This window comes from Vibrio sp. YT-16 (assembly GCF_033337405.1).
Classification (GTDB): domain Bacteria; phylum Pseudomonadota; class Gammaproteobacteria; order Enterobacterales; family Vibrionaceae; genus Vibrio; species Vibrio alginolyticus.
In genome coordinates this window covers 270898-283213 of sequence record NZ_JAWOQQ010000004.1, presented here as the reverse complement: position 1 = coordinate 283213, position 12316 = coordinate 270898, and the positions used below count along the sequence as shown (strand labels likewise).

Annotated in this window: 9 protein-coding genes; 1 reads left to right on the top strand and 8 read right to left on the bottom strand. The window is 44.8% G+C overall.

Features of this window, described 5'->3' with window-relative positions:
• Positions 1 to 39: 39 nt before the first annotated feature.
• The 6 genes from R7F07_RS09685 to R7F07_RS09660 all read right to left on the bottom strand — a co-directional run bounded on the left by R7F07_RS09685 (position 40) and on the right by R7F07_RS09660 (position 8668).
• Positions 40 to 675, bottom strand: coding sequence for a TetR/AcrR family transcriptional regulator (locus R7F07_RS09685; RefSeq protein ID WP_005378033.1), 636 nt, complete (start codon positions 673 to 675; stop codon positions 40 to 42).
• A 717-nt stretch (positions 676 to 1392) separates the two neighbouring features.
• Positions 1393 to 2544 (bottom strand): Na+/H+ antiporter NhaA, encoded by a 1152-nt coding sequence (nhaA, locus tag R7F07_RS09680; protein WP_005378034.1) that lies wholly within the window; start codon positions 2542 to 2544, stop codon positions 1393 to 1395.
• 330 nt (positions 2545 to 2874) lie between these two features.
• On the bottom strand, positions 2875 to 3999 hold the full coding sequence (locus R7F07_RS09675; RefSeq protein ID WP_042521997.1) for a lipocalin-like domain-containing protein: 1125 nt from the start codon (positions 3997 to 3999) through the stop codon (positions 2875 to 2877).
• A complete protein-coding gene (locus tag R7F07_RS09670) occupies positions 3999 to 6452 on the bottom strand; it encodes an ABC transporter permease (RefSeq protein WP_005378038.1) in 2454 nt (817 codons plus the stop codon). The genes R7F07_RS09675 and R7F07_RS09670 overlap by 1 nt, the downstream gene beginning before the upstream one ends.
• Positions 6433 to 7104: an ABC transporter ATP-binding protein gene (locus R7F07_RS09665; RefSeq protein WP_005378040.1), complete on the bottom strand. Its 672-nt coding sequence runs from the start codon at positions 7102 to 7104 to the stop codon at positions 6433 to 6435. The genes R7F07_RS09670 and R7F07_RS09665 overlap by 20 nt, the downstream gene beginning before the upstream one ends.
• A 187-nt stretch (positions 7105 to 7291) precedes the next feature.
• Entirely contained in the window at positions 7292 to 8668 is a 1377-nt protein-coding gene (locus tag R7F07_RS09660; protein ID WP_005378048.1) for an MATE family efflux transporter, read from the bottom strand.
• Between the two features lie 94 nt (positions 8669 to 8762).
• Here R7F07_RS09660 and R7F07_RS09655 point away from each other — a divergent pair, with 94 nt between their 5' ends.
• Entirely contained in the window at positions 8763 to 10214 is a 1452-nt protein-coding gene (locus tag R7F07_RS09655; RefSeq protein ID WP_171342722.1) for a DUF2867 domain-containing protein, read from the top strand.
• A 30-nt stretch (positions 10215 to 10244) separates the two neighbouring features.
• Here R7F07_RS09655 and R7F07_RS09650 read toward each other — a convergent pair whose 3' ends face one another.
• Both R7F07_RS09650 and R7F07_RS09645 read right to left on the bottom strand, forming a co-directional pair.
• Positions 10245 to 10907 (bottom strand): DUF2913 family protein, encoded by a 663-nt coding sequence (locus tag R7F07_RS09650; protein WP_005378053.1) that lies wholly within the window; start codon positions 10905 to 10907, stop codon positions 10245 to 10247.
• On the bottom strand, positions 10907 to 12109 hold the full coding sequence (locus tag R7F07_RS09645) for a Bcr/CflA family multidrug efflux MFS transporter (RefSeq protein WP_017820848.1): 1203 nt from the start codon (positions 12107 to 12109) through the stop codon (positions 10907 to 10909). The genes R7F07_RS09650 and R7F07_RS09645 overlap by 1 nt, the downstream gene beginning before the upstream one ends.
• Positions 12110 to 12316: the final 207 nt, after the last annotated feature.

The window sequence follows — 12316 nt, the reverse complement described above, 5'->3', positions numbered from 1 at the left end:
GGGTATAATCTTATTATTGGTTTAACTTTCTTATTTGTCTTATGCCAACTGCTTTGCTGACATTCCTGCTGACAAATATGGAATCAGTAAATCGACGACAGATTTCACATCGACTTCCTTTTCAAACTTACTTTCTGCCAGCTCCGAAAGAGCTTGGCTTGAAGCCATCGTAAATACACAGGTTCCTAACGTGAAGTGCAGTCGCCAAAACAACTGTTCTTCACATAGTTCCGGGTTCGCCTTCATTATCGAGAAAGTGAAAAGGTTCAGTACCTCTTCGTATCTGGTGGTAATGAACCAGCGTAGATGACCTTGAACGTCTGTATAACCGCGGCCAATTAACAACATAAATAGCGCAGTACCATTTGGGCGTACATCATTTAATGTACGTAAAGGTAATCGCAATGACTCAAAGACATCGTCCATGTTGTAGCTATCGCGCGTGTTTAGCTCAATTAATGAAGTCTTAATGCTCGGCATTAGTGCTTCTAAATACCTATCTAAAACCGCTCTAACCAGCGTTTTTTTATCGCCAAAGTGATAGTTTACCGATGCTAAGTTAACGTTAGCTTTACCTGTTATCGTTCTTAGCGAAGTATCATTAAAGCCATGTTCAGCAAAGAGTCCTTCTGCGACATCGAGTATTTTTTCTTTTGTTGATGTTCTCGGGGCCATTTTAATCACTCGTATTAAACAACTGTTTGAAAATATACTCCCGAAACTTAAGATTAACAAATGATTAACATCACACTTTAACCAATTGGTCTGACCAGACAGCAAAAGGTGTGATCTAATCTTTTGAAATTCAATCGAATACTCCAGTGAAGCTTGTCAGAAGAAAACGATCAAACTTCTCAGACCATCGCAATTGAAACGCTAACAATAGCCTTGACGGCTCGGAGTAAGCGACGAGAGTATGAAATACATCTTCGGTTCTAGGGGAGATAAAATGAGAAACACAGAAGTTAGTCACTTCACCAAGTTGGTAATCCATCTCGATTTTTCTATTACTTTCGGGTGTGTAAGAAGCTAGAAAGCATTAAGTAGAAATTTTTTGAAAAAAAATGGAACTGTTTGGAAAAGGCTCGGTCTGAATATACGTAACAGTTAGGGCATTTGAAGTTTCACTGGCCGTCAAACTTGTTTCCATCTAATTGTTACGTTGCTGCTTTTTTCTTATTAACTCCTATGTTTGTATCCGCCCAGTCAAATTTTCGGCTGGGCTTTTTTTCGCCTATAGATTTGCCAAGCGCCTCTTTCGATGATTTGCCCCAACTCCATAAGCTAGACCTTAGTTGGTCACAAAAGTAACCAGCCTGAAGTGGTTGATGTGCCGATCTGCAGACATAAAAAAGCCTCCCGAATGGGAGGCTTTACTAAACAGTGTGTATCTTACGCTTGCGCTTTCTTAGGCAAAGAAAAGTGCAGTAACGCGTAGCCAAGTAACGCGGCTGTCGTCGAGCCCATTAAGATACCTAGTCGAGCATAGGTATCAAACTCAGGGCTTACATTTCCAAACGCTAAAGAGGAAATGAATATAGACATTGTAAAACCGATACCACACAACACAGATACCGCAAAGATATGCTTGAAGTTAATGCCTTCCGGTAGCTTAGCTACCCCCATTTTCACAGCAGCCCAACTAAAGGTGAAGATACCTAGAGGCTTACCAACCAGTAGCCCCAAAGCAATACCTAATGGCAGCATTGAAGTTAGGCCTGACATCGATACGCCTTCTAGCGAAATCCCCGCATTTGCAAATGCGAATAGAGGTAAGATACCAAATGCCACGTATGGATGAAGTGCATGCTCCATGTGCTTAAGTGGGGAATGTTCGCCCTGTTTACCCTTAAGAGGAATAGCAAAGCCGATCACTACGCCTGCAAGTGTTGCGTGAACACCAGATTTAAGTACCGCAAACCATAAGATCGCGCCGACTATCATGTATGGCGTCAGTTTCGTTACTTCCTTCGCATTCAACATGAACAGGACACCAGTCATGATGAAGCCAACAAGCAGCGCCATGCTAGAAAGATCACCTGTGTAAAACAGTGCAATAATAACAACCACGCCTAAATCGTCGATGATAGCGAGAGCTAACAAAAATACTTTAAGGCTTACTGGTACGCGCTTACCTAGTAGCGCCATGATACCTAGAGCAAATGCAATATCCGTCGCAGCTGGAATGGCCCAGCCAGAAACCGCCTCTGGGTCGTTAGCATTAAACGCAACGTAAATAAGAGCAGGGGCTAACATACCACCAACCGCTGCAATCGCAGGGAAAATTGCGGTTTCTTTTGATTTTAGCGCTCCTTCAAGTAGCTCTCGCTTCACTTCAAGGCCAATAAGTAAGAAGAAAACAGCCATTAGGCCGTCATTAATCCAGTGAGAAACTGACATACCGAATACATAAGTATGCAGTACAGATTGATAAGTTTCGCCCAGCGGTGAGTTAGCAATGGTCATCGCAATTGCCGCTGCAATTACGAGAAGAATACCACCTGCTGATTCCATTTTGAAAAAGTCACGAATGACATCGTTCATGGTTTCGTCCTTATATTTATTATCTTAATAAACGATTAACAAAGAGTGATAAGAGTGTATAGCTGTCGAAAACTTTAGAATAATCGCTTCTTCAGAGTATAAACTTCGGTTTTTTCGATGTTAAGTTTACTATACATCGTATTTTCCAACATGACACTCAATTTTGATCGGAGATCGTATTTGTTTTTGTCGCACCAAATATTTATCAAGATGATGAGAAAATCAGCATAACACGGCTTGTACCATCATGATAACCCCGTACTTTTGAGAAAAAGCTAGGAAGCTTCGCGCACTAAAAAACCACCCGTAGGGGGTGGTTTTCTTCACAACTCAATAGCCTGTCAGCTGCATAAAGCCCCAAGCCTCATTGGAGCCGGAGGCTAAAGTAGGCCCTTCCCAGTAAGGTATTACAAAGGGTAGCCACATATCTGACTTGATAATGCGGGTAGTCAAATTAATTTGATGCTTCGGAATATTGATAATCCACTGCAAAGGTAACCTTCTTCCATTGGATAAACTGGTCACTTGCATTGGTTTAATACTGATATCATCGTCTGAGAGGTTGATGACTTTACCTGAGCGTGTCGACAACGTGCCAAATACGTGCGGTGTTTGCCCATGGTGACGATAACGGCTAACAGTTAATGCTCGACCATCATCTAAATTGAAAACAAACCAATCCCAGCCTTGTTGCCCCTCACCAATTAAGCCGCTGCCCCATTCTTTTTGCGCCCAAGCAGAACCCGTCACTGAGAATCGCTTACCATTTAAGCTTAAGCTACCTTTTACTTTTAAAAATGGAGCACTGAAGCTAAAAGAAGCAACAGATTGCAACGCATGTTTAACTTGGAAACCTTTGTCTCCATTCACGACAAAGGGGCCGCTTGTCATGGTATTGAGCTCAAGTCCAAACGTATCAGTATTCACATTCAAGTTGCCCGGGAAAGGCGTCGCACCGAGTGATCGCCAAGTCCAATTATCAATCCATAACCTGAAAGGGCGATTGATCATACCAGCTTGGCCTATCCCACCTCTAGCTACCCGTTGCTCTTTCCATACATGCGAGCCATGACTGACGACAACATGTGAAATGTACAATTGAGGGTTCTGCCAACCGCTGGTTTCTCGCTCGTCCGTCGCAACCCTAAAATAGCTCCATTGAACATTGTAGATCTTGCCTTGCTCATCTTTTAGTTTCGCAAAGTAGTGCCACCATTCATGCTGATACTCGGGATGAAAGCGAAAGTCTGAGGGTAAAGAGACATGCTCATTAGGTAGTACAGGCTCGAAAATCGTTTGATTTTCACGCGTTAAGATAGAATCAAGTTCGCTTTCTCGTGTTGCTGTCGCCTCTAACCAAAAAGTTGAGTAAAAAGCAGCCCCAGTCAGAAAAGCGAACGTAACAACAATGAGCGTTGAAACCAACAAGCGTTTTTTAGAGCCCATTTTTTTCATTACAACGCGTCCCTTAATGACTTCATCGGTGTACTTTTGATCATTCTAATAACTGGCAATGCGCCAGCAACCATAATGGCAAGCATCGCCCAAGCAATGGTTTGAGCATACTCCCATGGAATCGTTTGAAGCTCTAGAGACCAGCCAAATGATTGCTTAATGATAATATCAACGATCAAATGTGCGAGCGCCAAGCCGAGCGGCACTGCAATAATCGCAGAAATGGCTCCGAAGACGAATAGCTGCAAACCACCTAATACGACAAGTTCTTTTCCGGACACACCCATACATCTTAATAAGGAAAAATGCCGCTGCCGTGAAAGTTCTCCTGCCAACGTCGCAAAGAATAAACCAAACACGGCAATAATCAGCGTGATATTGCCCAAGGTTCCTGCTATAGCAAAGGTATGATCAAACACTCTCATTGCTTGGCTATAAATATTACCGTTATCAAACACACGATCTTGCGGAAGACGGAATACATTCTCTAAGCGATTTTTCAGCCCTTCTCCATTGACGTTATCTTTTAATACTACGCCAAGACCAACATTACCCGTACCTGCAAATGCATACAGCCAATTCCGGTGCGACATCATCACCTGGTTATATGGGTTTCCATAATCGTAGTAAACGCCTACGACTTGCCAATCACCACCAAGCGGTTCTTGCAAGTTAATGAAATCGCCAGGGCGGATATCCAGCTTCAAGGCCATCGACTCACTGACCATTAAGCTCTTGGTAGCGTGCAGTTGATACCAGTAATTTGGGACACCTAACTTGACGGTAAGTGAGTCTAACTCACCTTCAGAAGAGCCCGTACTCACAACTTGCAGAGCACCATGCTCGGTCGGCATATCTTTTTCCCAGCGCCACCAAACCGAGTTCACCTCTGGCTGATTCTGGAGCCATGCGCTCATCCTAGCGGCTGAATTGTTGGTCGGATAGATGTACACATCAGCCGCTAATCGCTGATTTAGCCACTTATCGGTTGTATCTCGAAAGCTTCCGACCATTGTTTCTACACCAATGTTTGCCGCCAGCGCTAACATAAACGCCATCGTAGCCACACCGCGATAGCTCATGCTGGCTGCTGCATCAGCAAAAAACCAACGGACACGAACCCATCGCATGGTATAAGAAAAACTTTGGAACATATGCCACATAATAAATGGCATAAACAACGCCACACTAACCAACATCAGCGCAATAATAGCAAAGCCGGTTTCTTGTGTTTTCGGCGCCTGATATACCGCTATTGCAGCGACACAAAACGCACATGCCGCAAGCGCCTGCCAAGAGAACTCTCTTCCAGCAAATCGCATTAGCGACAGTCGAGAAGAGAGGCGGATTGGTTGTGACTTCAGCAAACGGATTAATGGCCACAGACACGATATCAACGCCCCCATCGCTGCCATGATTAGGCTATATAAGCTAGATTGCCATGACCATCCTATGGTTAAACCTACGTTGGCATCATACAAATCACTCAGGCTCGAAGACACTGCTGGGATAAGTTCATTCGCTAAGATCAAGCCAAAAAAGTTACCACACGCCCACGCAATAAAGACGAGCAAAGACAACTCTAGCAATAAGGCTTGCGCTAACTGTGTTCCGTTAACACCAGTCTGTCTCAAAATACCTACCAAACGTTGTCGCTGGATGAAAGACAGAGACATCGCTTGATAAAAAATAAACAACCCGACCAAAAACGACAGCATTCCCATCGCGGTGAGATTCATATGGAATGCGTTAGTTAGCGACTCAAGCTCAGTACGCGTATTCCTAACGAGCGTCATTCCGTTTGGCAACATGTTTTTCAGTGCTATCAGCTTTTCCTCTGGCATTTCGCCACAAGAAATCGCAGACAAACCTGAGCTCCGCTTGAGCATACGCAACAACGATATATCAGTAACCAGCCGAGTACCCGAAAGCATCTTGTCCTTATCTACTTGAATAGGCCCAAGACGGCTTCCGTCATTCATCTCAATGAAGTCCCCATCCTGCCAACTCATGTAAGCGGCCAAATCTTGACTAACGAGAATAGGATAAGGAGGCTTCATTAGTGATAAAACAGGCATCTCACCTAGCGATTTTCCTTGTTGTAGTGGGATCATCGCGACAGGATCTATCCCCACCAACATCAGGCTCATATCGGTCTTGGCATCTAGATGCAGCACGTCAAACGGTGCACATTGGTTGAACCCAGCTCGACGTAACTGAATATAGAAACCTTGAGGAATTTTATTGGCAGAGTGCTTCGTTCGGATTCGGTATGGCAAAGGATTGGAGAAAAGCTTTTCCCCAGTAGCATAACTTTGTTTTGCATGCTGGTTGATAGAAGTAACACCAACAAGGAGGGACACGCCTAAAGTTAATCCCAGCCAGACAAGAATAATTTGTAGAGGGTAACGACGGTAATGACCGAGTAGTGCCTTAACTACGGGCCATAACATGTAGCTGCCCTCCTTGAAGTCGAATCTTTCCTTCCATATGGGCGGCCACTTTTTCACTGTGCGTCACTAACAGCAAAGTACACTCCAGTTGGCGAGCGAGACTCGTTAATAAGCGCATTACTGCTTCTGCGTTTCGCTCATCTAGACTACCAGTTGGCTCATCAGCAAGCAGGATTTTGGGTTCCATATAGAGTGCACGAGCAATCGCCGCACGTTGTTGCTGACCACCAGACGCCTCTTCCGGATAACGTCCTAGCAATGGCATTAAGTCCAAAGCAGAAAGAATTTGACGCCACAACTCTTTATCTTCCGGCAGACCTTTTAACTGACGACAAAAACGAATATTGTCGGCAATATTAAGTGTAGGAAGCAGGTTGAATTGTTGGAAGATATTCCCAATATTGTTGCGGCGATAAAGGGTTCTTAAATGCTCCGGTGCTTCATGCATAGCAAAATTTGGAAACTGCACTTCACCAGAGTCAGCAGTATCTAATCCGGCGATTAAATTCAGCAGAGTACTTTTACCCGAACCACTTTCTCCCATCAGAGCAACTTGGTCGCCTTGCTGCAATGTTAATTCTGCCCCTTGTAATACAGGGTGAAACTCTCCCCCGTCTACATAGCCTTTACATAGGTCTGACAGTTTTAACATTGATTATGCCGCTCGGATGGTGTTTAAAAATTGGGATCAGAATCTACACTAAAATCCTGTTAGTAGAAAGTATTTTGAATGCTTGATCACACTATGGAAGTACAAATGCAACTCGATTCACTTTCTGTTGCTAATTTTGTTGACGTTTTGAGCAGATTTTTGCAGCCAAAATAAACTCTGTTCCTCCTTACTGGCCAATCAGGTTTTTCATCCATTTTCGGCTAACCATTCTTGGCAAGCAAATCGCCCACTTCACAACTTCTTCCGTCAAAAAGAGTAAGTAAACCCATTGTGGGTCCCAATTGAGATAAATCGCTGCAAATGCTGCGAGTGGAATCCCGATCACCCACTGCGCCAAGATGTCTTGATACAAACAAAACTTAACATCACCGCCCGCACGTAATACACCAACAATAGCCATCATCGGCACCGAGCGTAGCACGACACCCAACGCAAGAATCACCATAAACTGTTCAGCTAGCTCGCGAGTGTCCGTTGTCAGTGCACTAAACGCATTAAGGATCCATTGATTTGACACTATCAACAAGACGGCGACCACAAATGCGATAAGCACATTCAAAATGACCGTAGCCCATGCTTGATAATAAACGGGTTCAAAATTACGAGCGCCGAGCTGGTTCCCTACTAGAACTGCGGCCGCATTCGATAAACCAATCATCATCGCCAATGCGATCGACTCAACAGGTGTCATTACGGAAAGCGCCGCCAAACCTTGCACGCCTGCTTGCCCCATGATGGCGTGATAAGCAAACAACCCACCAGCCCACGCCAAGAAGTTAAATGTGGTTGGCAAAGAGAGGCTCAAGAAACGCGTAATTTTATCTAAGACCAATCCTGCGCGTATATCATCCCAGCCAAATGCGATTATGTGTTTTTTCAACCATAGATAACCAAACAAGCAACCTACTTCGATCGCGCCACTGATTACCGTTGCGATCGCTGCTCCCGTAATACCCAAAGCAGGAAAGCCTAATTGACCAAAAATTAAAACCCAGTTAAGAAAAACATTAGATAAAATGCCTATACCACTAAAAAAAGTGCTTAAGCCTGGTTGGTGCATCGCCCTTAGGCCCACCGACATACTGGCCACACATGCAACAGCAAACATGCTAACCGACGAAATAATGAGATAGCTGGCCCCTAGCTCAATCACTTCTTGTGAATCGGTAGTCAAACTCATGATAGGCTGTGGAAAAACAACAAACAAAGCAACAGCAATCGCAGCAAACATCATTGCGATCATCCATGTTAAAGCGGTACTGCGACGCACCCCAACTTTATCGCCAGCCCCCCAATATTGAGCGGTTAACAACGCACCGCCCGTTGTCACCCCAACTAACATGATGGTGGTGACGAAAGTCGCGCGCGCAGCAACTCCAACAGCGGCAATTTCAGCTTCACCAAGTTGACCAAGCATAAGAACATCGACGAGGCTTCTGCTAGAAAACATCATGCTTTGCAGTGTAATTGGTAACGCGATTGCAAATAAACGACGTAAGAATGCTTTATCTGCGTGTATTGAGAGTTGAGAAAGAAAAGTCACAAGCGCTCCAACGACAACTTATTGATAGAATGGGGAAAGTGTCTCATGATTATACTCTGTGGTGTTTATTCCACCAACGATAAAAGGACAGATAATGAAAAAGGTGTTGGTGCTAGGCGCCTCGGGTTACATTGGCTCTCAACTTCTTCCGTTACTTTTAGATAAAGGTTACGCCGTCACAGCAGCGGCGCGACATATTGATTATTTAGAGTCAAGAACTCAGCCTCACCCTAATTTAACGTTAAGGTATCTCGACTTGGCTGACGCAGAGACCACGAAGGCTGTAGTGAACGATTTTGATTTAGTCTTTTTTCTCGTGCACGGGATGGCTCAAGGTGATGACTTTGTTGAGTACGAACTAAACCTTGCTTTGAACTTCAAATATGCGTTGGAACAAAGCTCCGTCGAGCATGTTGTATATTTGAGTGCCATTCAACCTCAAACCGGAAACTCTCGCCATTTAGCCGCTCGTAAAGCCACGGGAAAAATAATTCGACAGTCTGGTGTTCCAGTAACTGAATTGCGTGCTGGCGTTATCATCGGTCCCGGCTCTGCCGCTTTCGAAATCATGCGTGACTTTGTCTACAACTTACCTATTTTGATCGCGCCTAAATGGGTCGACTCAAAAGCGAACCCTATCGCCTTGCCCAATCTCAACCACTATTTGTTGAAGTTAGCAGAAGCCCCCTATCCAGAAGAAAGTGAAATTTATGAAGTTGGAGGGCCAGATACACTTAGCTACCGCGAGCAGTTCAAGGTCATTTGCCGAATCACGAACAAGCCGTATCGGTTGTGGTCGACCCCGCTATTTACTCCGAAAATGGCATCGTACTGGCTAGGTTTAGTTACCTCAGTGCCAACTAGTATCGGTAAAGCATTACTTGCAGGCTTAGAGCACGACTACATTGCAGACTCCAAAGCGATTGAAGAACGATTTCCTCAAACGCTGATCAGCTACGAGCAAGCGGTAACTGATACCATTCAAGATGAAGGCACATTTGTACGCAGTAATGTCTGGGGGTTTGAACCCGCAGCGCTTCGTCGATGGCAACCAGGATATGGCTATTACCCAAAACAAGCTGGAGCGAGCATTAAAACTCAAGCCTCCGCTGCGGCATTATGGAAAGTGGCGCAAAAGATCGGGAGTCGCGAAAAAGGCTATTACTTTGCCAACATCTTGTGGCGTACACGTGAATGGCTCGATATCTTTTTTGGTGGCGGAAAACCGATTCGCGTTTCTCCTCCTGGACCAGAGCTTAAAGTCGGTGATTTTATTGACTCTTGGAAAGTGATTCGCTGCGATAATAATCAGTTTCTTTCACTGTTTTTTGGTATGAAAGGCCCAGGCCTTGGGCGTTTAGAAATTACCATCAAAGATCTCGGTGACGAACGAGAATTGGATATTACCGCCTGGTGGCACCCGCAAGGGTTTCTTGGGCTGCTTTATTGGTTTGCAATGATGCCAGCCCATCTTTTCATATTTAAAGGCATGGTCAAAGCCATCGCGAAAGAAGCAAACCGTTTAGAAAACAAAAAGCCCCAATAACAGGGGCTTCTAAACACTCAAAATGTCACTTTAGTCAGCTTTGAACGAGAGTGGAATTTCGGCTAACTGGTTGCCTTCGTTTGCTGGAAAAATAAGGTACTCGCCATGGTATTTCACCATCGATTTGTAGTCTGTTACCTTATGTACCATAAAGCCCGCTTGCGCTGCTTTCTCAACAAACTCAGCATGATTGCCACGTACAAACCAACTCATTGGCTTTACGAGCAACTCGCCATCAAAACAGCTTTCGCATTGGTCTGCACATAACGCTAAAGAGTTTTGACCTTCAGTGAAGATTTGTACTTTGCCGCACCCAATCAGTTGCTCAGACGTTGAGACTTCCCAGCCTGCTTGCTCCATCAAATCAAGAAAAGACTCAATATCTGAATCTTTGAACACTTTGGAGTCTTCACCTTCAGGGAAGAATTGCGCATAAAAAGCAGAAATACGTTTAAAGATAAACAACAAACCAGCATCGTTCCCCTTTGAGCGACCTGCTTTTTGCCAACGCGTTAAGTCATCGCCTACCGTACGTCCGAAACGTTGTGATTTTAGCGCCTTTGTTACCCAACGCACTAAATAATGGTTATTCGCAACAGGGGCATTGGCTAACTTACCTGAGCGATGCTCTTGATCTAACTCTTCAAGTGCTGAGTTAACCAAGTTTTGAATTTCTTTGGTGTAATTCGACATTACGCCTTTCTTCCTAAAGTCCAATAAAACAGTGCTGAAAGCACAGAACAAGCAAACATCACGATGATCATCGGCCAAGCAACATTCCCGGGCAGTGATGCCACCAGCGCACCAACCAATGAACCGATACCGAATCTTAATGTCCCCGCTAGAGACGACGCCGTACCCGCCATTGATGGGTAACCACTTAAAAGCAGCGCCATCGCGTTACTACCTATCGTCGACAATGTACCGATAAACAGCACAACAAAAGGCACAATGCCCCATAATCCGAAGTCCATTAACCAACTTACGAATAAACCAATCCCCGCCAAAAGTTGCACGAACAACCCAAAACGAAGCATGGCATGGGAACCCACTTTCTTCACCAAGCGACCATTAATACTGGTCATGATGATCATCGCCACAATGTTCAAACCAAATAGGTAACCAAAGTGGTCTGGTCGAACACCATATAAATCAATATAAACAAACGAACCCGCCGTCAAAAATGCAAACATTCCGGAAAATGAAAACGCACCTGAGAGCATCAAACCGATCGCTTCAGGATTGGAGCATAATCTGGCGTAGTTTCTCAGCGTCGTGCGGAAACGAAGAGGCTGACGATTTTCAGGCTGTAACGTTTCAGGGATTTTCCAAAGTACGAGAAAAATCACAACTACAGCGAAAATAGCTAGTACCCAAAAAATGGAACGCCAACCAAACCAAATCGCGAGATGGCCACCGATCATCGGTGCCACCAACGGCGCAATAGTAATGACCAGAGTAACGAAGGACATTGCGCGTGCAAAGTCTTCACGGTCAAACATGTCACGCACGACGGCTTGGATAATGACCGCCGCTGCCGCGCCAGCAAAACCTTGTGCCGTACGTACATAGGTCAGCGCATCAATGCCATTTGTTGTCGCACTCACAACAGCAGCCAAGCCGAAGAAAAGTACGCCTAAAATCAACACAGGTCTGCGACCAAAGCTATCGGCAAGCGGCCCGTGAATTAACTGGCCGATCGCAAAACCCGCGGTATAAGCCGTCAACGTAATCTGAACCGCGCCAGGCGCGACCCCCAAATCTTTCGCTATTGTCGGCATCGCAGGCAAATACATATCGATCGCCAAAGGCGTCAAAGCACCAATCGCTCCTAGTACCAGAAACAATAGAAAACTGATTTGGGATTGCGGAGCACTTTGAGCTTTTTCTGTCATTCTTTTACCTCTTGTTGGAGCCCTACCGTCAATACTTGCAGAACAAAGTGAAAATAACGGAAGTTCTCATATCGCTGAATGTAGAAGCCAAAAACCTGTTCTATCCAACGTTCGAGAATCATAAGGGCAAATATGTACCAAGGTGTGACCTTGACGAACTCGACATAGAAAAGCATGTGAAAGCGAAATGTGTTTATGGGAAACAAA